Genomic DNA, 21,127 nt, shown 5'->3' with positions numbered 1-21,127 from the left:
ACCTCACACGAGCCGCACGCATGACGCCACCACTGCCGCCGCCACGCCGCCCGCGCGGCTTCTGGGCTTTCATCCGCTCGCTGGGGCGGGGCATCAACGTCGTGCGGCTGGTGATCATCAACCTGCTGTTTTTCACGCTGCTGTTCGTCGTGTTTCTGGCGATCGTCGGCGGCCTAGCCGGCGGACGCATGGCGCGCACGCTGCAGAACGACAGTGTGCTGGTGCTCAAACCGCAAGGCCAACTGGTCGAGCAGTACAGCATCGACCCGTTGCAGCGCACCCTCGACGGCCTGTCGGGCAACGAACCGAAGCAGGTGCAACTGCGCGATATCGTCGGCGCGATCGACGCCGCGGCCAAGGACAAGCGCATCACCCGCATCGTGCTGCTGCCGGATGATTTGCAGGGCGGCGGTTTTGCCGCGCTGCGCGAGGTCGGTGCCGCGCTGGACCGGTTTCGCGCCACCGGCAAGCCGGTGATCGTCTGGGCGGTGAATCTGGATCAGGGCCAGTATTACCTGGCCGCGCATGCCGACCGCGTGCTGATCGACCCCCAGGGTGGCGTCATGCTCACCGGCCTGGCCGACTACCGTCTTTTCTACAAGAATCTGCTGGACAAGCTCGGCGTCGACGTACACCTGTTCCGCGTAGGCCAGTTCAAGAGTGCGGCCGAGCCGTACATCCTCGAGCAGGCATCGCCGGAAGCGAAGCAGGCCGACAGTTACTGGCTGGGCGGCCTGTGGGATCAGTATCTTGCCGAAGTCGCCACCCTGCGCAAGATTGATCCGGCGACGTTGCGCAACGACATCGACAACCTGCCGCAAACCATCGCCAGCACGCAGGGCGATCTGGCCCAGCTGGCCTTGAACGAACATCTGGTCGATGGCCTGGCCACGCGCGCCGACCTTATCGCGATCCTGCGCAAGGAAGGCGTGCCGGCCGACGACAAGGGGCACAGCTTCCGCCAGGTGGATCAAACCCGTTATCTGGCCAGTCAGACGTCTTCGCACGGCGGGTTCGAACCGGGTGTGGCGATCGTCGTGGCTGAAGGCGAGATCGCCGGCGGCAAGCAGTCGCCGGGTTCGATCGGTGGGGAATCCACCGCGGCGCTGATCCGGCAGGCGCGTGAGGATCGCAAAACCAAGGCGCTGGTGCTGCGGGTCAACTCGCCCGGCGGCGAAGTGTTCGCGGCCGAGCAGATCCGCCGCGAGGTGCAGCTGACGCGCGAGGCCGGCATTCCGGTGGTGGTATCCATGGGCGACGTGGCGGCCAGCGGCGGCTACTGGATTTCGATGAACGCCAACAAGATTTTCGCCGAGCCGAACACGATTACCGGCTCGATCGGCATCTTCGGTCTGTACTACTCCATTCCCAACACACTGGCCAAGTTCGGTGTGCAGAGCGACGGCGTGGCGACCGGACCGATGGCCGGAGCGTTCGACATCACCCGGGCGTTGGACCCGAAAGTCGGTGCGGTGATCCAGGCGATCATCAACAAGGGCTATCACGACTTTGTCGGTAACGTGGCGACGGCACGCGGCAAGAGCTATGACGCGATCAACGCGATTGCGCAAGGCCGCGTATGGACCGGGCAGCAGGCGCTCGATCGCGGTCTGGTCGATCAGCTCGGTGGCCTGGGCAACGCGGTGGCCGATGCCGCAAGCCTGGCGAAGCTGGGCAGCGACTATCCGGTGCGCTACGTCGAGCCGCCCGCGGGCGGGTTCCAGCGTTTTCTGCTCGGTCTCAATCAGAGCGCCAGCGTCCGTATCCTGCAGTCGTGGGGGTTGCGGTTGCCGAACTGGGTAGCCCAGATGCCGGCACTGGCACCGGAGCTGCAGCTGCTGCGCACGGCCAAGGCGGGTACACCCAATATCTATGTGGACTGCCTCTGCAGCCCGCACTAAGAAGGTGTGTCCGCCGCGCGTTCTATAGACGCGCTTACGGCTACTGCTGCTGCGCCTCGATCTGCTTGCGCTGTTCCTCGGCCTGCCTGTCGACGATTTTCTGCACGTCCTTCGCCCGTTGCTCTTCGGCGCGCATCGCATCGAAGGGCGTCGCTATCGGCGGTGCTTTTGCCACCGGCTCGGGCGGTTTGCTGGAGCAGGCGGCCAGGGCAAGCGCGCCGAGCAGAATCGGTAGCGGCTTCATGAGGTTTCTCTGGCGGGTTCGATGGATCCAGTGTCCTGCCATGGACTTGCCTCGGCAAGGTTTGTCTTGCCGACGACGATGCGCGCGAGCGGCATAGGCTTTAAGCTGAGCGCATGAACAGCCGCATCGACGCTTGGCAACTGCAGGGCCATACCGCTTTGATCACCGGTGCCAGCAAGGGCATTGGTTACGCTGCCGCGCGCGAGTTGGCTGGGTTGGGTGCCAACCTGCTGCTGGTGGCGCGCGATCCGAATTATCTCGAACAGGTGATGGTCGAGCTGACCGACGATTTCCCCGAGGTCGAGGTGTTGGCTTTCGGCGCTGACCTGACCCAGGCCGAAGAGCGCCTGGCCGTGTTCGACTGGATTGCCGACCTTGGCGCGCCGCTGTCGCTGCTGGTCAACAACGCCGGCGGCAATCAGCCGCTGGCCACGCTGGACTATCGCAGCGACGAATACCGTCAGATTTTCGAGCAGAACGTGTTCGCCGCGTTCGAGATGTGCCGTCTGGCGCACCCGCAGCTCGTGCAGCATCCGAACGCGGCGATCGTCAATGTCGGCTCGGTGTCCGGCGTCACGCATGTGCGCACTGGCTCGGCCTACGGGATGAGCAAAGCCGCGCTGCACCAGCTCACCCGCAACCTTGCCGCCGAGTGGGCGGTGGACGGCATCCGCGTCAATGCGGTCGCGCCCTGGTATATCCGCACCCAGCGCTCGGAGCCGGCGCTGGCCGACGCAGATTATCTGGACGAGGTGTTGGAACGCACGCCGCTGAACCGGATCGGCGAGCCGGAGGAGGTTGCCGCGGCGATCGCTTTTCTGTGCCTGCCCGCGGCCAGTTACATCACGGGGCAGGTGCTGGCGGTCGATGGTGGTTTCTTGAACTACGGGTTCTGAGAGCTTCTGGCGGCGCTTTGAGTGCCCTTTCTAAAAATCCGCTTCGTGTTCTTCCGCAGCGAAACCCAGAGTGACCGCACCTTCGCCAACATTGACCATACCGGTGATGCCCATCGGCGCCTCCATCAGCTCCACGCCGGATTCCTGGCAGGCCGCCTGCAAACCTGCATAGCCCGGCAGCGTAGCCAGCACCCCGAGATCGCCGCCGTAGCTCACGCATACAAAAGGAACCAGCAGGCCGTTCCGCACGCGCTGCGCGGCATAACCGAACAGCGCCTCGGCGCCGTGTTCGAAGCCGCGTACCTTGCCCACCGGCCCGGTTTCACCGCGATAGCCGCGTAATAACGGCTTGATGTCCAATGCCGAACCCAGCACCGCGCTGAAAAGGCTGACGCTGCGATCGTTCTTTTTCTTGGCCCGCGCGCGGAGGTAATAGAGATCTCGCGGCAGCATGTAGCCATAGCTGTTATTGGCGATGTACGTAAGACGCTCGCGAATCGCCGCAGGCGTCTCGTGGGCCTCGATCATGCGCGCTGCTTCGTAGGCCGCAGGCGCCGATCCCGCAAAAATATTCCGCGTGTCCACTACCCGCATCATGAAAGGTCCCGGTACCCCGGCGGCTTCGCGTACTTTGCGATAGTTCTTGAGGACGGCGAAGCTCGCCCGGTTCACGCGTTCGTTGATCGCGCTGCGCGTGGCCATGATGGTGAGGCAGAACATGCAGTCGTGATCGAGCACGAGCTTTTCCAGGAACAGGCTCTCCACCTCTTCGACTGAGCAGGGCTCGGTTTCCGCCGAGTGGCTGCGGCTGCCCAGGCGGCGGTCGATAAAGCGCTGCATCTCAGCCGGCTCGCGGTCGTCCATGAAAACGTCACCGTCCACCCGCACTGTAATCGGCATCACGACGATCTTGTGCCGCTGCAAAAACGCCTGCGACAGATCGCAACCTGCGTCGATAGCCAGACCCATCCGCATCTCGCGTCCCCTCATGAAAGGCAGGCGAAACATAGCATGCAATGTAATCAATGGCGCAGACTAGGAGGGGGGGCGCTGCCAAGTCTCAACTAGCTGGAATTGCGGCCTTAAGGGAGGGCTAGCCGCGGTGCACGGGTACGTTGCTTCTGAAAATAAAGTCCGGGATTGAGCTATGTCGGCGAATCAGCCCAAGCTAATGACTACCTGTGAAGGATCAAATCAGCCTTAGTTTTCATCGTTGCGTGATGGGCCACGTCACCAGCGCGGTACTGCAGAAAGAGACCATAAGAGACTGTTTAACAAGGCTGTTCATGTACAAAATTTGTTGACAACGCGTAAAATACGCGTGATAAATAGGATCTGGGGTGAAGTCTCGTTAACCGCGGTTACACGGCGTCAAAATTTTGATTTTGCGGCTACGCCTGAGTTTGTGAGTCTCTAGCATGTGCAAAGTGTTCACGAAACGTTACTTCCCTGTTAGTATCGGGACGAAATTAGGGTTTAGTGGGTTTGGAAGCATTGGCTTAGGGGAACTTTAGGCCGGCTGGCATTTTTTGGGCAGACCATTTCTGACCCATGGTGATAATTAATCGGAGGGTGTCGTAATGAAACTTGGGGTCACAAAACTTTCTTCGTCAGTTCGCCTGGCGCTCTCGCTGGGTGCCGTGCTTGCCGTAGGCGCCACCAGCAACGCTGTATTTGCCCAGGACACGGGTAGCCAGCCCGCCTCGACGACACAGTCGCCGAGCGACAAAAAAACGTCCGACCTGCAAACCGTTGTCGTTACCGGTTCGCTGATCCGCCGCGTCGATCTGGAAACGGCCAGCCCCGTCGTAACAATCGATCGCGCGCAAATCCAGGCAACAGGCAAGGCCACCTTGGGTGACTTGATCCAACAGCTGCCGACGATGACGGGCGGCAACGTGAATCCGCAGACCAATAATGGTGGCGGTACGGGCGCCTCTTCGATCAACCTCCGCGGCCTCGGTTCGCAGCGCACGCTGATCCTGGTCAACGGCCAGCGTCTGCTGAGCGGCGATCCGAACGCGATCCCCGCCGACGCGATCGAGCGCATCGACGTGCTTACCGTTGGCGCATCGTCGGTTTACGGCTCCGATGCCATTGGCGGTGCGGTCAACTTCATCCTGCGCAAGGATTACCAGGGAGCCACCTTCACAACCAATGTGGGCGAGTCGGACCACGACGATGGCGACACGTCCGGCTACACGTTCACCTTCGGCCAGTCGGGTGACAAAGGCAGCATCATGGCCGGCGTCAACTACCAGAAGACCGACGGCATCGAAGCAGGCGCACGCAACTTCTCGAAGAATGCGTTGAGCCTGATTTCCACGGGCCACGTCATCGTGGGCGGCTCGTCGTCCACGCCGGTCGGCCATATCCAGATTCCCGGCGACAACGGCGATGGCACTTTTGCTCCCGGAAGTCTGGCGGCACAGTTTGGATGCGGCACCATCTCGCTCAATTCGGGTGGCAACGCGACCGTGCCGACCGCGGCCAACTATCACTGCTATGGCAACGCCGACAAATACAACTACGCCACGGTCAACCTGATTGAAACCCCCCAGGAGCGCACGGGCGCATTCCTGAACGGGGATTACAATCTTACCGATCACGTATCGGCCTACATGGACGCGACCTACCAGAAGACCTCGTCCAATTTCCAGCTGGCTCCGGGGGTGTACGGCACGGACACGTCGGGCGCAACGCTTGACGCGCACAACGCCTTCAATGTGTTTGCTCCAGGTACGGCATACAATGCGAGCACCGGCTATGGCTTCCGCACGCGTACCACTGGCCTCGGCAATCGCTACGCGTTCTCCGGTCGCGAAGACGCTCAGATCAACACAGGCCTGAAGGGCGACTTCAACATTGCCGACAATAACTGGCAGTGGAACGTGGGCGTGAACTACGGCCATGAGAGCGTCACCACCACCACCGAAGGTCTGATCAACGCGAACGACCTGTACACGGGGCCCTCGGTGCTGAATGCCGATGGCACTGCGACTTGCCCGACCGGCATCAGCGCCGTGGCTTGCCAGTTCAACCCCTTTGCCATCAATTCTCCTGGCAGCCTCGCCGCCGAGAAAGCCGCTTCGGCGGTGGCCACCAGCAACGCTTACAGTCAGGAAAAGGTCTGGCACGCCGATGTGAACGGCGAATTGTTCAGCCTGCCTGCGGGCGCCGTGCAGCTGGCCGTTGGCGCTCAGTACCGTACCGATCATGAAACGGTTAATCCGGATACCGAGTTGCTGCTCAACCCGAACACCGGCACCTGCGCCTTGGGCAGCCAGTGCGTGGCGGGTCTGTCGGGTGGCTACAACGTGAAGGAAGTCTATTCGGAAGCCTTTATCCCGGTGCTGGCTGATTTGCCCTTCGTCAAGTCGTTGAATGTGGATATCGGTGACCGTTATTCGCGCTTCAGCTCGTTTGGTAGCACCAACAACTTCAAGTTCCAGGTCGAGTGGAAGCCGTTCGACGACCTGCTGCTGCGCGGCACGATGGCCGACGTGTTCCGTGCGCCAACGATTGGAGAGCTTTACTCTTCCGGTTCGGATGCGCCCTATCTGACCAGTGACCCGTGTAACGGCTACACCGGCCAAGCTAACTTGGCAGCGGCATGCCAGTATGTGCCGACGAATGGCACGTTCGTGAACAAGTCGGTTACGTCGGCCACGCAGATCAGCACGATTACCGAGGGTGCCGCGGTTGCCGGTTTCCCGATCAAGCCGGAAACGGGTAAATCGTTCGATCTGGGCCTGGTGTACAGCCCTTCCTGGGCGGAAGGACTGTCCACAACGGTCGACTTCTGGCATATCTACCTGGACAACACCATTTCGTCGATCGGTGCGCAGGCTGTCCTGAATCTTTGCGCCGGTGGTCAGACGGTGTATTGCCAGTACATCAAGCGTATTGCCTCGGGCCCGAACGCGGGTCAGATCGGCTTGGGCTTTATTGAACCGACGGGCAATCTGGGTAGTCTGGCCACTGGTGGCATAGATTGGTCGGCTCGTTACAAGTTGCCGCAGTATTCCTTCGGCAAGTTCACCGTCGGTGTGGATGCTACGTACCTGAATTACTTCAACCAGCAGGCCGGCGGCACCACTTATAAGGATGCCGGCCAGCTGCTTGCCTACGGTTCGAGTGCGCAGGCCGCCTGCCCGACAAATGCCGGCATCTGCCTGTTTCCCCGCTGGCGCGCTTCGGGCTTCGTCCAGTGGCAGCTGGGCAACTGGGAAGCCGAGTGGCGCCCACGTTACATCGGCACCTATTCGCTGCAGGACAGCTACGGCGGCGTGCAGGGACCGCTGTTCCACGAAGGATCTACGCTCTATCATGACTTCTCGTTCGGTTATAATCTCGAGGTCATCAATAGCCGCATCGATTTTGGCGTCAACAACGCGTTCGATAAGCAGCCGCCGATCTTGTACGCCAACAATACGCTGAACGCCAATACCGATCCGAGCGACTTTGACCTGATCGGGCGCTATTACTGGGCTCGCTTCACCGTCAAATTCTAAAAAATCGTTCGTGTAAAACTTAACCTTATAGGCCGCGTGACTTTTTTCACGCGGCCTTTTTTATGCCATGAATCTTGAAAATACTCTTACCGAAATAGTTGCGGCCATCCAGAGCGGCCAGCCGCACCGCGCAGAAGGGCTGGCGCGCGCTATGCTGCCGTCTCATCCACATAACGAGAGCCTGCTCGTGTTGCTGGCGTTGAGCCTTCAGTATCAGCAACGGCAGCAAGAGGCCGTTTCCGTCTACGCCGAGCTGACCCGCATATATCCTCACAGCGCTTTGCACTGGGGTAACTACGCCGTTGCACTGAACGGTGCGCAGGATCTCGACGGCGCGAAGGCTGCCTACGGGCGTGCGCTTGACTTGGATTCATCAAACCTCACCATTCGTGACCAGTACGGAATGTTGCTGTTCGACTGCCGCGAATATTCGGCTGCCCGCGAAATGCTGCTTGCCGCTCATTTGTTGAATAAGGATGCGATTACGGTACGCGTGCATGCGGCCAAGGCATGTTGCTTGTGCCAGGATTTTGAGAGCGCTGCCGAGCTACTCAGGCATTGGCGCGCATGGTTGCCTCTGGGGGACGACAGCCTGCAGCTTGAGCTGGCCCGAACGCTAAGTCTGCGCAACGAAACGGTGGGTGCGGCGTGGCTGCTTGAAGATCTTCTGATTCATCAGCCTGACCATTTCGAAGCGAAACTCCTGCTGGCCACTATCTACGAGCGGCAAAATCGGCTCGACGATTCCGAGACGCTCGCGCAGCAAATTATCGATTCAGCCGGAAATTCGCGTTCCCAAAAAAACGAGGTCGAGCACCTTCTGGCGAGCCTGGCTCTGCGTCGTAAACAGCCGGAACGTGCGCTCCGTCTCCTCTTGGGCGCCGGCGCGCAAGATGATGATGATGCCGAGCATTATTTCCAATTGGCCGCTGTTCACGACAAACGTGGTGATGTTGCAGCAGCCCTGCAGGCTTTGCAGAAGGCCCACGATATTTCCGATAGATTGTTACGCATCGACGCGCCGGAACATTTCGCTCCAGGTGTTGCGGCGTTGCCGTCGGAAGCGCCTCGGATAAGTGCCGAACAATATCGACGTTGGCCGGTGCTGATGGCGCCGGACATGCTCGATTCCCCGATCTTCGTGGTTGGTTTCCCGAGGTCTGGGACTACCCTGCTGGAGCAGATGCTGGACGCTCACCCGGGGCTGCAGTCGATGGACGAGAATCCGTTCTTCAACCGCCTGATCAACATTTTGCGCAATCACGACGCTCGCGTTCCGAAAGACCTCAGCTTGTTGTGTCAATACGATTGCGATGAATTGCGCAAACGCTATCACACCATGGTTGGCGAACGGATCGAGCGAAATTCGGCCGCACGTCTGGTGGACAAGAATCCGCTGAACATGCAATGGCTACCAATGATTCACCGATTGTTTCCGGCCGCCAAGATCATTCTGGCGGTACGTCATCCGTGCGACGTGATCCTGAGTTGCTACATGCAGCATTTCCGCTCCCACGTTCTGGCGACGGCGTGCGGATCGCTAGAGCGGCTGGCGCAAGCCTATGTGGATACGATGCAGCAGTGGTGTGCCGATGTACAAGTGTTCAAACCCGATGTACTGGTGTCGCGCTACGAGGATCTGGTTGGTGACTTTGCCGGCCAGGCCGAACGCATCGCGAATTTTCTGGATCTTGACGACTGCGCACCGCTGATGCAATTCGACAAGCACGCTCGCAGTAAGAGTTACATCGGCACCCCGAGCTATTCTCAGGTCATCGAGCCAATCAACCGGAAGGCGATTGAACGTTGGACGCGCTACCGCGAGGTATTCAGGCCGGTTCTACCGATTCTTCAGCCGATGCTGGAGTACTGGAGCTATCCAGTCGAGTCGAATTTCTAGACGGCTTGTGAGGTGCCAGAAAAGCGGGTTCAGGAATCGAAGCGGAGAAGCTCAGGAAAAAACTTCTCATACGTGCGCCAGCGGCCCACAGAAGTTTGATAGATCGGCTGACGTGCCTGCCACAAGCTGGCGGTGCTGATCATCCCAGGCGACGTCCTCGTCTCTGATTCGACCTTCGAGTCTGCGTTCAGCCATTTTCCGAGCGACGCGATTTCGGCATCTGGTGCCGCGACCATGGTCTCGTAAGAAACCAGCCGAACGGATGCGGGATAGCGCGCCAGCCAATGTCTCGTCAGCCGATGACAGCCTTGGATGACGGCAGCGATATCATTGAAATTGTAGGCATAGTCGTGTGCGGGATCACCAAAGCGCTGCGTCCAAATCGATAGTGCGTTATCCCTCGTATTGCGCACGCAACAGACAATTTTTGCGTCTGGCCACAGGGCCAGAATGAGATCGATATGGAGTAGGTTGAGTGGTTGTTTGTCGATGAACCAACGCGCATGACGGTCATCCTGACGCAGTTGCAGCTCATATTGCTCTGCCAGCAACGCCACCTGCGCTACGTCGGGCAGCTGCGCGGCCAGTTCAGGCAGCCAACGCAATTCGCCACGCTGCACGATGTCCGATAAAGAAGTCAGTCGCTGCGCTAGTAGGGTGGTGCCGGAACGCGGGACGCCAACGACGAATAGCGGTGCCCAGCCGCGAGATTCCCGCGGACGCTGCGTCATAGGTGCCGCACGAATGCGCGCGTCGATCATACGTCGCCAGTTTTTTCGCGACCAGCGTGAATGCGCATGAGCTAGCGTGTTGGCTTCGCGCCACGCCTCGGCTGCCGCAGCCGCATCACCGAGATCGTCATGCAGCTTGCCCAAAGCAAACAGCAGTTCGATGCGCGCTGTGGGACTGATATCGTTGCGACGCAGCGCTTGCTGGAATCGTTGCAGATCAACGTCAGCAGGTTGCACATAGCGCTGCGACTGGCTCAAGCCTCCGGCGATATGCCACTCCCAGGCCCTCGGCTCGCCAGCGTGTTCAAGCACCGCTTCATAGTGGGCGCGCGCCTGTACAAACTGCCCCAACTGGAGAGCCAGCATGCCGGCATAAGCATGCAAGCGTGCGTCATCAGCACACTCCGCGTTCAACGCACGCTGACATAAGGTGTAGGCCTCCATCTTGCGGTCGGCATCGTCGAGCGCTTCGATCGTCTTGATAGCGAGTTCGGCATCGAGGCTATGCTGAGACACGGCGGCAACTAACTGTTGCGCCATTTGGTTGAACTGGCCTTGCGCCCTCAACACGCGCGCAAGCATGAATGCTGCTCCCAGATGGCTTGGATGTTCCTTCCGAATCGCGTTTAACAGCCTCTCCGCCTCGACGTATCGTTGCCGGTCAAGATAAAACCCGGCCAAGGCAAGCGATAAGCCACTGTCGTAAGGGCAAGAGGCGTGGCCCGCCTCAAGCAAGGCTAGCGCCTCCTGCCCGTAACCGCCTAGCGTCAAACTTTGCGCAGCCTCCAGCCATTCCGCTGGGGGCCGCCCCGGTAGCGACGTGCGCCATGAGATCGACCGCATGTTCACGATCTAGCCTCGAATCTTGCGAGAGTCAAATGTGTTCACGCCCGGAGATCGCCGCCAAAGCGTCACGCAATGGATCGAGCATTGCGCCGTAGCGCTCCAATCGCGCCGTATCCCGGCGTAACGGCTCGCGCACTTGTGTGGCACTGGGGGAGCGCACCGTGCGCGTGCTGGTGTGAAACGCAAGGCACTCTGGCTCATACCTGAGGCTACAGAAAGCCAATAGGCCGCGCACTACGCGCTCTGGCTCGGCAAGTAGATCCTCGTATACATGTTCGTGCACACCGGTCGGCCAACGACCCAAAGCCTCGCGCAGGCTTAAGTCATAGTCGCCCCAAAATGCAGCCAGATCCTCAAAGCGGTTGGCGTAGTCGCTGTTTTGCATGTACTGGCGATAGCACGAAAAGCACGTTTCGAGCGGATCGCGACGGCAGCTGATCACGCGTGCGCCCGGAAGCATGGCGCGGATCGCGTCGATATACATCCAATTGTTCGGCAGTTTGTCGATAAAGATGGGTCGCATATGTCGCCAGTGCGCCGTGCGCTCCAGGTAGCGCCTGCCAAGCCGTTCCCAGTCCGCCGGTTGTGTAGTGGCAACCCAGTGCGGAAAAGGCTGATTGCGGCGTCGTGATTCTTCGGCGATGACCAAGGGCAGATCCGGCAATTCACCAGCGCCTTCCACTTGGGAGTGCGAGGCCAGAATCTGTTCGACCAGGGTGGAGCCGGATCGTGGCAGGCTGACTACAAAGATTACCTCGCGGCCAAGCGCGCTTACCGCGGGCGTCGGCGCCAATGCAAAAGCCTGACGGATACGAGCCAACGCACCGGACATTGCCGCTGCGTTCCATGGACGCCGTTGCCATGCCAGCGCATGGGCCTGATGCAGCGTCTGCAGCGAATCTTCAAATCGTCCTGTGTCGTCGAGAGCTTTGGCCAATGCCAGCCCGATGGCGATACGATCATCTACGCTCGCCTCGCGACATTGAAGCGCAGTTTGCATGGCTTCAACTTCGTTGGAGTCGAAGCGCCGATGCTTAAGATCCGCCAGCCCCCACCAAGCTACGCCTGACCAAGGCCGATCCAGAATCAGCTGCTGATAGCTCTTTTCTGCGTCGACGATCTGACCCTGTGTACGCAGTAGATCTGCAAGCAGGGCGGATGCGTCCGTGCTGTCGGGCTTTAAGCGCAACGCCTCGCGTAGAGCGACCATCGCCTCATCATTGCGCACAGCGCGGGTCAGCATCACGCCGAGGTTGTACCAGGCCAACGCAAATTGTGGCTGCATAGAGCAGCTGTGCCGGAATGTCTGGATCGCTTCGTCGTAGTCGCCGGCAGCACCAAGCACAGTGCCCAACGTATTGTAGTAAAGCGGATCCTCGCCTCGGCGGCTCAACGCCAGCCGCATGAGCTGAACTGCTTCGGCGTGACGACCGCGCTGGCTAAGCAGGCCGGACTGCAGCCGCAAGATTTCCGGATGCTCCGGCGTATCGCGATACGCTGCCTGCAGCAACTGTGCGGCTTCATCGAGACGACCTGCCTCCAGCGCCTGGCTGGCACTGCCTAGCCTGGCAGCATTCACCGCACTCAATCCTTCTAATTGGCCAAGCATGGGCACGGTTGCGGGTATATGATCGAAACAGGTAGGGACGAATATGTTGTCGGCGTGCTAGCCGCCCGCATCGAATTCGAGGCAACTGTCATGGTACTCAAAAAGCCGAGCGTTGTCCCAGCCGATAGGATCCACTACGCCACCGTATCCCGCGCAAGGGTGTTGGGACGCCATACCGAACAATAGCGGTTGATAGAGCGCCTTCCGATTGGCTCTCGCATATCGATAGTGCGACGTTATGCAAGTCACGTGAATTGCCGACTTTCACTTGAGTACAGCGCTGCACAGAGTGCAGGCGCCTGTTCCCAGTTATCGTGATCTCGACATGAACGCGCCTGCCTTTGGCCGTTGGATTAAACGTCGATGCGCCATTTTGGAATGAGGAGAAACGGTGTGGCCGGGCGTTTGGGGCGTGTCGCCTTGCCGCACCACTGTTACGGTGTACGGTGCTGGCATCGTTTCGATCGTCTCTTACGCGATTTTCTCAAAACGGCAGATGAATTGCGCTGGCAGCAGGCGTAGCTGAATCGTCGTGCGCACCGGCAGCTGGACCAGCCAAATCGTAATAGTTGTCCGATGCTAATCCTTGGCGACGCATAAAATGCCATTTCGCACCAGCCGCGCCTCATCGTCAGAGATCCGCTGTAGGTGATACGCGTGACCACACTCCCCTTTCGTCGCTGGTTGTCATACAAACCGCGATGCCCTTCAAGGCCGACGGAAAGTCTTGCTTTATTCCTTGGACCTATAATCTGGTGAACTCCGAGCAGGCGGCTGGTTATGGGTATCGAATTTGAGCATTCGGCTGATGCGCTGCGCGCGTGCGCGCTGGAATATCTGCGTGCCGGCAAGCCGGGTCTGGCCGAGCACGCTTTTCGCAACATCCTGGAGCAGGATCCGAATGACGTCGATGCATTGAGGTTTCTTGCTGCCCGTCATCTCGAGCGGAATGAACGTGTCGCGGCCATTGAGCTGTTCGAGCGCGCAGAAAACGTGCGGCCGGGCCATGCGGCGACGCTGCATCAGTTGGGCATGGCGTATGCCGTGGAAGGGCGTCTTGCCGATGCGATCGCCGCGTTGGGGCGTTGCCTGGAGGCCGACGAAAATGATTTCGTTGGACGCTTGTTTCTGGGCGTGGTTTTGGAACGCCATGGCCAAAAGCAGCGTGCGCTGACACAGTATTTCAGCGCCATAAACAGGGCTCAGGCGAAAGGCTACTGGCTCAGTGACGAAAGCACGGCACCGGCGCTCCGCAAGACGGTGGTCGCTGCCATGCGCACTCTAGACGCGGGCCGGCGTGAGCTGTTTCATAAATTGCTGGAACCCTTGCGTGGCAAGTACGGTGCAATAGCGCTGCGCAGGGTGGAGCACGCGCTATCGATCTATCTCGGCGAACGGCAGCCGCAGTGGCCTGATCCGCGGCAAAAGCCTCTTTTTTTGTATTTTCCGGACATACCTAGTCTGCCGTACTACCCGCGCGAGCGATTTCCGTGGATTGACTCACTAGAAGCCGGGGCTGCCTTCATTCGCGAAGAGCTTCTCAACGTGTTGTCGCATTCACACAATCTGGAGTCGTTTCTGCAAACGGATTCCCCGCATGACGCGTCTGAACTGCTCCGGTCCTCAAACAGCCAAGACCCGGCCTGGGATGCTTATTTTTTCCACCGCCATGGCGAACGCTTTGAGGAGCACTGTTTGAAATGCCCGCGTACCGCCGGTCTGCTTGATACATTGCCTCTCGCATATGTACGCGAACATTCGCCAGAAACCCTGTTTTCGGTATTGAGTCCGGGCACCCACATTCTGCCGCACCGTGGTGTAACCAACACGAGGCTGGTCACGCATCTTCCGCTTATCGTGCCGGCTGATTGCGCGCTTCGCGTAGGCGGGGAGACTCACGTGTGGGAAGAGGGCCGTTGTGTCACGTTTGATGACACGTTTGAGCACGAGGCCTGGAATAAAAGCTCGGAAACGCGCGTCGTGCTGATCGTCGATAGCTGGAACCCGGATCTCAGCGAAGCCGAGCGCGAGGCCGTAGCCGACCTCGTTGGCGCTATCGGAGACTTTAATCGTGCCAGCGAGCTACCCGCGGCTGGCTGAGGTTGGTTCGAGAAGCCATTTAAGAGCTTTGCCACATAACACTGTTATGCATCTTACGGCAAACGTAGCCGAAAATAATCAGATTCAATAAATTGCAGTATCCATTAAAAAATTTTAATGCGAAATATATTGCGGATATTCCACCTCGGGATTTTCTAACTCATTCTTTCCGCTTGGATCTGTTCATTGCCCTGTGAACAATCGAGTTAAAAAACGCAATTAAATACGAATTAAAACTGTTGACTTTTTGTTATTCCAAAGTCTATGGTCGGGTTGCGTTCAGATTGCTACAAGCGTGTGAAAGTAAGGCGACCGTTGCGGGTGTTTTTCGCCTATCTCTTTGATTCTTTAAAATTACTGAAGCTTTGGATTTGGCGTTGGCATAACAGCCACATGCCCGCTATTGGATTGGCTTCATTTGTTTTTGGGTCGAAATTTTTGCTACTGGGGATCTATTTGATGAATGCTAAAAAGCTTGCACTCGCATCTGATGGGAAGGGCGCGCGACGTAACCGTGTCACGGTGAGTCGTACCGCATTGGCAGTCGCTATTGCCGTGGGATTTGGTGTTTCTGGGCAGGTGTTTGCGCAGGCCACCACGGGTTCGGTGTTCGGTACGGCTCCGGTGGCGGCTGGTGAAACAGTCAGGGTCGTCAGCGCTCAGACCGGCCTCACGCGCGAAGTGGCAGTCGGCAGCGACGGCCGCTTTGGTGCCAACCAGTTGCCAGTGGGTAAATACACCGTTTCGCTGCTGCAGAACGGCAAGGTTGTGGCGGCGCACGACAATGTGCAGGTAAGCGTCTCCGGTGGCACGGCAGTGCCGTTTGCCGCATCCGAGATCGGCGGCGGAAGCGTTAATGCTCAGAATCTTTCGACCGTGACGGTGTCTGCGAACAAGCTGCCGCCGATCGACGTATCCTCCACCCGACAGACCCAGGTGATCACTGCGGAGCAGCTGAAGTCGCTGCCGCTGGCTCACACCGCAGAAGACATTGCGCTACTGTCCCCGGGTGTGAACATGGGTGGTTCCAGCCTCGGTACGGGTCCGACCGGTACGCCGCTGGTCTCCATCGGCGGCAACAGCGTCGTGGAAAATGCCTATTACCTCAACGGCTTCAACACCACCGATCCGATTGGTGGCGCGGGCGGCGTGGCGCTGCCGTACTTCGCGATTGCCGAGCAGCAGACCATCACCTCCGGTTATGGTCCTGAATATGGTCGTTCGACCGGTGGTGTGATCAGCCAGATCGGCCAGCGGGGTAGCAACGACTTTCATGCCGGTGTGTACGTGTCGTGGCAGCCGGAGTTTGCCCAAAGCAACTTCGACAATATTCACTATAACAACCCAAATACACCGGTCGGTTCCGTGGACAATACCGGTACCCCTTATTTGGCCAACCAAGGCACCACAAACTATCCTGCCGGCTATGGCCAGATTGCTGTAGGAAGAAAGCAGAACGACAACTGGGAGACGGTGTACGACGCCTACCTTAGTGGCCCTCTGATCAAAGACAAACTATTTTTCTACATTACGGCCGAATGGCAACATGACAGCTCACAAGGCGGTATCCAGACCGGCGCGTCGGGCTTCAACAACGGTCTGACAACGCCGGCAGGCTTTTATCAGTCGCAAGCTGTGAAATCGCCCAAGCTTTACGGCAAGCTGGACTGGAATATCAACGATAGCAACGTGCTGGAGTTCACCGGCGTCCAGACCCAGCAGAATCAGACCAGCAGCAACTACTACAACTACGACTACACGGACCAGAAAGTTGGCTCGCTTTACGGCCCAGGTATAACGACCAAGAACACCTTCAAGGTAGGCATCCTCAAGTACACCTCGTACATCACCGACAACCTCACGCTAGAGGCTCAGTACGGCGTGATGACGGGACAGTATTACGCCAACTTTGCGGGTGAGGCGGGCGTGGCGCCGGTATCTTTTTCAGGGGTCCCCGTGCCTGCGGGCGTTACCGTTCCTAACCTCATCGATCAACAACTCCCGAACCCGGATCACAAAACCAAGACCGCTAATCTGCGTGTAGATCTTGACTGGAAGATCACATCCGACCACGACCTCAAATTCGGTATCGACAATGTTCAGTACCGTGATGACCACGATGGTTTCTCCACCCTTGGTGGCGGTAGCTATACCTACTTCAACGGTTTTCCGCCGAACAACACTGGCCCGAACGCGGTGCCCTATATCGGGAATCCCGGCTCCGGCAATTACGTCGACGAGCAATTTTACGGATCGGACGTAAGTCTAGCCGTGCGACAGAAAGCGCAATATGTTGAAGACCGCTGGCAGGTCACCCCCAACCTGTTGCTTGACCTTGGCGTGCGCAATGATCAGTTCAAAAACCTCGGTATCGGCGGTGTCGCCTACGTGAACGAAGAGAGCCCGCAATGGGCGCCTCGCCTGGGTGCGAGCTGGGACGTGTTTGGCGACAGCACGTTTAAGGTTTTCGGCAATGCAGGACGTTACTACTTGGCGTTGCCGGCAGGCCTGGCTACCCGTAACCCGGCATTTGGCACGATCTATGGCGATGTGATCTATACCTATACGGGCATTGATGCGAATGGCGTTCCGACCGGTCTAACCCCCGTCCCCGTGGCCTTGGCGCCAGGTGTGACGAAGCCCGGGTTCTATTCGTCCGATGGTGAGAACGGTGTCCCCGGCAATACAAAGGACTATGCCTCGACCAATCTCAAGGCGGAGTATCAGGACGAATACGTGCTGGGTTTCCAGAAGATGCTTGGCGAGACCGGTCTGGTGTTGGGCATGCAGGGCACTTATCAGAAAACAGGCAACTTCGTGGATGACACGGATCTCAACGATCCGTATGGCTGCGCTTCCGGTCTGGTTAATCCGGGCAAGACCAACTACATCCCGTGCGCAGGGGCACCCGGGGGCGTGGTGACCTGGAATCCGAACACCGGGCAGGGAGTGCTGGCTGGTTTCCTCCCGACGTACCCCGTAAAACCGACGCGAAAGTACTATGCCCTGGATACGTATCTGGAGCACACATGGGATGGCAAGTGGTTCGGCAAGCTCGACTACGTGTTCTCCCGGTCGTACGGTACTGACGAGGGTCCGACCGATACCGCGACGGGGCAAATCTCGAACTCGCAGGGTCAACATTTTTCCGGTACCACCACGGCGAACTGGGATTACACCGACATCGAGGCAAACAGCAATGGTGTTCTGGCCAACGATCACAAGCACACGTTCAAGGCGTTCGGCTCGTATGCCATTACGCCGGAGTGGATGGTCAGCGGCACGGTCATTGTGCAGTCGGGAGCGCCAAAGGTCTGTCTGAGCGGTTACGGCTACACGATTAATGGAGATCAGTACGGTGGCGCTTATGAGCACTTTTGCGGTGGTGTGCCGAGCGGCATTTCGACTGTTCCTGATCCAGACAACCCAGGCCAGACGATCGGCTATGGTGGTGTACCCTCTCCTGCGGGCGCCACTGGCTTTACGCCGTGGACCCACCAGATCAATCTGAGCTTGACGTACACGCCGGACTGGGCAAACAAGCATCTCACCTTGCAGGCAGAAGTCCACAACTTGCTGAACGAGCAAAAGGCGACGCTGTACACTTCTGCTTATGCTAATACCGAGTTGGGTAATAACCGGGGAGTGACTGTATATAATCCAACTTACAATACCCCGGTCTCGACGGAGTCGCCTCGCTATGTGACCTTCAACGCGAAGTACGACTTCTAAACCGATAGTCCAACCACACGCCGTCGTACGCGGCGGCATATGGGAAAGAGTCGAAAAAACAAAAAAGTCGCCGGGTAGCCGGCGGCTTTTTTTGTGATTGAGTTGATGCCAATGATCGCGAAAAACCGGGTCGTGCGATGCGCTATGTCTGTTTCGACAGCCGCTGCCGCAACGGCTGCAGCCACTCCAAATACGGTGCGCTATGCGCCGTATCCGCACGGATCGGTTCGCGCACCTGCGCTGCGCTGGCGGTACTGAGCACTTCGCGTTTGGTGTGGTGAGGTGTGAGGCAGGCGGCGTCGAAGGTCAGGTCGCAAAAGGCGAGCAGGCGACGTATCTGGGGTTCGGGTTGCTGCACCAGAATTTCGTAGGGGAAATCCAGCACGTGTTGCGGGTGGCGCGTGAGCCAGAACGCGCTGAGGCGCTGGTAGTCGTGGTAATGCTCGGCCATTTCTTCGAGGTTGTAGCTGTAGTGCAGGCCGTCGCGGAACAGCTGGCGATAGCCGGAGAAGCACGTCTCCACCGGATCGCGGTGGCATTGAATGATTTTTGCGCCGGGCAGCATCAGGCGTGCGGCGCCCAGCAGCGGCCAGTTGACGACGTTTTTGTCGGTGAAGCGCGGGCGTCGTTCGCGCCAGCGGGCGGTGCGGGTGAGGTAATCCTGCCCCAGTCGATGCCAATCGTCGGCGGTGGCGGCGGTTACCCACTGCGGGAACGGCTGTCCGCGGCGGCGCGATTCGTCCTCGATGACCTGCGGCAGATCGGCAATTTCGTTGGCGCCCTCGACCTCGGGATGGGTGGCGAGGATGTGTTCGACCAGGGTGGAACCCGAGCGCGGCATGCTGGCGATGAAAATGACTTCCTTGCCCAGCGTGGCATCCGGCGGCGCGGGCAGCCGTCCCTGGAACGCTTCGATGATGCGGTCGATCTGCGCCTGCTCGGCGGCGGCGTCCCACTGCACCTGCCGTCGCTTTTCGGCGTTGGCCTGGCGCAGCGCGTCGAAAGCGCCGGCATAATCGTGCTGGTCTTCCAGCGCGCGGAACAGGCTGAAACCGAGCATGACCCTCGTGTCGGGCGGCAGGTTGGGTTGACCCAGTGCTTGTTGGATCAGGCCGATATCGGCCGGCCCGAGCGGCTCGGTCTTGAGATTGGCCAGCCCATGCCACGCTTCGGCGCGTCCGGGTTGCTGGCGCAGCACGTGCCGGTATTCGGCCACGGCGCCCGGGATGTCGCCCTGCATGGTGGCGATGTCCGCCACGCCGAGGCGGGCCAGCACGTGTTGGGGATCCAATGTCAGTGTGTGGCGAAAGGCTTCGTCGGCATCGCTCAGTTGGCCGCGTTCCTTCAGCGCCTTGCCGAGGTTGTAGCGGAGCTTGGCCTGTTGCGGCGCCAGTTCGCATGCGCGGCGCAGGTGGATCAGCGCTTCGTCGAACGCGCCGGCATCGTGCAGGGCGCAGCCCAGATAGGTCCGCATATTGGCATCGGCGGGCCGTTGCTCGACGGCCTTGCGCAGCCAGTCGACGGCTTCGACGGCTTGGCCGCGCATCAGGCAGGTAATCCCGTAAAGATAGCGCGCGTCGGCCAGCACCGGATTGGCCGCCAGCGCCTGCTTCAGCAGGCGCTCGGCGTCATCCAGCTTGCCCTGGCCAAGCGCCCGGCCGGCTTCCGCCATCCACTGGCTGATATGAGTGGAGGTCGGATGTGCGGACATGCAGCTGGGATCGGCCGATCAGGCCGAATGCCACGCCTCCATGCCGCCCGCCACGTTGTATACGTTGCTGAAACCGTGCGCAGCGAATCGTTCAGCCATGCTCTGGCTGGAGATGCCGACGTTGCAGATAAAGGCCAGCGCCGTGTCCTTGGGCAGGGCGGCGAGGCGCTCGTACCCTTCGTCGTCCAGCACACGTGCCTGCGGCAACGGCGGAACGGCGGCGCGGTTGTGGGCAGGGCGCACGTCGATCAGGGTGACGTCGCCAGCGGCCAGTCGGGCCTTGAGCTCCTGCACGGTAAGCGATTTGATTTCCTGCGGGCCCGGAAATTTCAGGCTCAGGCCTTCGCCCTGCACGGTGGACACCCAGTCGATCACGATGCCTTTGGCGCGTTGGGCGCTGGCGGGATCGAAATGCACCTCGAGGCCGTTGCTGTGCGCCACGATGTCGTGCTCGCCGGCCGGCGCGAGCTGGAAACCGGCGCTGTGGTCGGGGCCGATTTCAAGATGCAGCGCTACGCCCTGCGCATTGGCCGTGCCCTGGCGGATCGCCTCGGCCGCGGCATCGGTGATGGTGATTTCCGGCGGCGTGCGGTCGGGCTTGGCCGCGCCGAACAGCTCATGCAGCTCGCCGCTGGTATAGAGCTGGCGGATGATGTCGGCGCCGCCGATCAGTTCGCCTTCGACATACAGCTGCGGAATGGTCGGCCATTCGCCGTAGGCCTTGATGCCCTCGCGGATTTCCGGGTCTTCCAGCACGTTGATCGTGTGGTAGTCCGGCAGCAGCTCGTTGAGCATGTTGGTGGCCGCGGCGGAAAAGCCGCACTGCGGCTGACGGCGGTCGCCCTTCATGAAGAGCACCACGCGGTGATCCTTGAGCACGGTTTCGATACGTTCGCGGGTGGCGCTGTCGAGGGACATGGGAGGACTCCGGTAGAGAGGTCAA

Annotated in this window: 12 protein-coding genes; 6 read left to right on the top strand and 6 right to left on the bottom strand. The window is 59.5% G+C overall.

What is annotated here, in order from left to right; genetic code table 11:
• The first annotated feature begins 20 nt into the window (after nucleotides 1-20).
• Nucleotides 21-1,901, top strand: coding sequence for a signal peptide peptidase SppA (gene sppA, locus HDE76_RS14745; RefSeq protein ID WP_184508677.1), 1,881 nt, complete (start codon nucleotides 21-23; stop codon nucleotides 1,899-1,901).
• Nucleotides 1,902-1,941: 40 nt separating this feature from the next.
• Here the strand turns inward: sppA and HDE76_RS14740 are convergent, their stop codons facing one another.
• Entirely contained in the window at nucleotides 1,942-2,145 is a 204-nt protein-coding gene (locus HDE76_RS14740) for a hypothetical protein (protein WP_184508675.1), read from the bottom strand.
• A 113-nt stretch (nucleotides 2,146-2,258) separates the two neighbouring features.
• Between HDE76_RS14740 and HDE76_RS14735 the strand changes: the two genes are divergently transcribed.
• Complete coding sequence (locus HDE76_RS14735; RefSeq protein WP_179478043.1) at nucleotides 2,259-3,041, top strand: SDR family oxidoreductase; 783 nt, start codon at nucleotides 2,259-2,261, stop codon at nucleotides 3,039-3,041.
• Nucleotides 3,042-3,071: 30 nt separating this feature from the next.
• On the opposite strand, the gene HDE76_RS14730 is transcribed toward HDE76_RS14735, so the two are convergent.
• Nucleotides 3,072-4,016, bottom strand: a complete 945-nt coding sequence (locus tag HDE76_RS14730) for a DegV family protein (RefSeq protein ID WP_179478041.1) — start codon at nucleotides 4,014-4,016, stop codon at nucleotides 3,072-3,074.
• 605 nt (nucleotides 4,017-4,621) lie between these two features.
• Here HDE76_RS14730 and HDE76_RS14725 point away from each other — a divergent pair.
• Entirely contained in the window at nucleotides 4,622-7,555 is a 2,934-nt protein-coding gene (locus HDE76_RS14725) for a TonB-dependent receptor (RefSeq protein WP_184508673.1), read from the top strand.
• 67 nt (nucleotides 7,556-7,622) lie between these two features.
• Nucleotides 7,623-9,455 (top strand): sulfotransferase, encoded by a 1,833-nt coding sequence (locus tag HDE76_RS14720; protein ID WP_179478037.1) that lies wholly within the window; start codon nucleotides 7,623-7,625, stop codon nucleotides 9,453-9,455.
• A 29-nt stretch (nucleotides 9,456-9,484) separates the two neighbouring features.
• On the opposite strand, the gene HDE76_RS14715 is transcribed toward HDE76_RS14720, so the two are convergent.
• Both HDE76_RS14715 and HDE76_RS14710 read right to left on the bottom strand, forming a co-directional pair.
• Nucleotides 9,485-11,029 carry a sulfotransferase gene (locus HDE76_RS14715; protein ID WP_343205723.1) on the bottom strand — a complete coding sequence of 515 codons (1,545 nt, stop codon included), beginning with the start codon at nucleotides 11,027-11,029 and terminating at the stop codon, nucleotides 9,485-9,487.
• A gap of 31 nt (nucleotides 11,030-11,060) precedes the next feature.
• A complete protein-coding gene (locus tag HDE76_RS14710; RefSeq protein WP_184508961.1) occupies nucleotides 11,061-12,641 on the bottom strand; it encodes a tetratricopeptide repeat-containing sulfotransferase family protein in 1,581 nt (526 codons plus the stop codon).
• A gap of 780 nt (nucleotides 12,642-13,421) precedes the next feature.
• Here HDE76_RS14710 and HDE76_RS14705 point away from each other — a divergent pair.
• Both HDE76_RS14705 and HDE76_RS14700 read left to right on the top strand, forming a co-directional pair.
• A complete protein-coding gene (locus HDE76_RS14705) occupies nucleotides 13,422-14,741 on the top strand; it encodes an aspartyl/asparaginyl beta-hydroxylase domain-containing protein (protein WP_184508671.1) in 1,320 nt (439 codons plus the stop codon).
• 321 nt (nucleotides 14,742-15,062) lie between these two features.
• The gene (locus HDE76_RS14700) at nucleotides 15,063-18,473 is read left to right on the top strand and encodes a TonB-dependent receptor (RefSeq protein ID WP_179478031.1); all 3,411 of its coding nucleotides are present in this window, start codon (nucleotides 15,063-15,065) and stop codon (nucleotides 18,471-18,473) included.
• 142 nt (nucleotides 18,474-18,615) lie between these two features.
• Here HDE76_RS14700 and HDE76_RS14695 read toward each other — a convergent pair whose 3' ends face one another.
• Both HDE76_RS14695 and grxD read right to left on the bottom strand, forming a co-directional pair.
• Nucleotides 18,616-20,184 carry a tetratricopeptide repeat-containing sulfotransferase family protein gene (locus tag HDE76_RS14695; protein ID WP_179478029.1) on the bottom strand — a complete coding sequence of 523 codons (1,569 nt, stop codon included), beginning with the start codon at nucleotides 20,182-20,184 and terminating at the stop codon, nucleotides 18,616-18,618.
• A gap of 18 nt (nucleotides 20,185-20,202) precedes the next feature.
• Nucleotides 20,203-21,102, bottom strand: coding sequence for a Grx4 family monothiol glutaredoxin (grxD, locus tag HDE76_RS14690; protein WP_179478027.1), 900 nt, complete (start codon nucleotides 21,100-21,102; stop codon nucleotides 20,203-20,205).
• Nucleotides 21,103-21,127 lie beyond the last annotated feature (25 nt).

This window comes from Rhodanobacter sp. ANJX3, assembly GCF_014200755.1.
In the GTDB taxonomy this organism is placed as follows: Bacteria; Pseudomonadota; Gammaproteobacteria; order Xanthomonadales; family Rhodanobacteraceae; genus Rhodanobacter.
Note: the sequence above shows the minus strand (reverse complement) of the source record. Positions and strands in the feature narration are given on the sequence as shown.

Coding starts and splice junctions, on each gene's coding strand:
- sppA (WP_184508677.1), top strand. CDS start 21: ATGACGCCACCACTGCCGCCGCCACGCCGCCCGCGCGGCTTCTGGGCT.
- HDE76_RS14740 (WP_184508675.1), bottom strand. CDS start 2,145: ATGAAGCCGCTACCGATTCTGCTCGGCGCGCTTGCCCTGGCCGCCTGC.
- HDE76_RS14735 (WP_179478043.1), top strand. CDS start 2,259: ATGAACAGCCGCATCGACGCTTGGCAACTGCAGGGCCATACCGCTTTG.
- HDE76_RS14730 (WP_179478041.1), bottom strand. CDS start 4,016: ATGCGGATGGGTCTGGCTATCGACGCAGGTTGCGATCTGTCGCAGGCG.
- HDE76_RS14725 (WP_184508673.1), top strand. CDS start 4,622: ATGAAACTTGGGGTCACAAAACTTTCTTCGTCAGTTCGCCTGGCGCTC.
- HDE76_RS14720 (WP_179478037.1), top strand. CDS start 7,623: ATGAATCTTGAAAATACTCTTACCGAAATAGTTGCGGCCATCCAGAGC.
- HDE76_RS14715 (WP_343205723.1), bottom strand. CDS start 11,029: ATGCGGTCGATCTCATGGCGCACGTCGCTACCGGGGCGGCCCCCAGCG.
- HDE76_RS14710 (WP_184508961.1), bottom strand. CDS start 12,641: ATGCTTGGCCAATTAGAAGGATTGAGTGCGGTGAATGCTGCCAGGCTA.
- HDE76_RS14705 (WP_184508671.1), top strand. CDS start 13,422: ATGGGTATCGAATTTGAGCATTCGGCTGATGCGCTGCGCGCGTGCGCG.
- HDE76_RS14695 (WP_179478029.1), bottom strand. CDS start 20,184: ATGTCCGCACATCCGACCTCCACTCATATCAGCCAGTGGATGGCGGAA.
- grxD (WP_179478027.1), bottom strand. CDS start 21,102: ATGTCCCTCGACAGCGCCACCCGCGAACGTATCGAAACCGTGCTCAAG.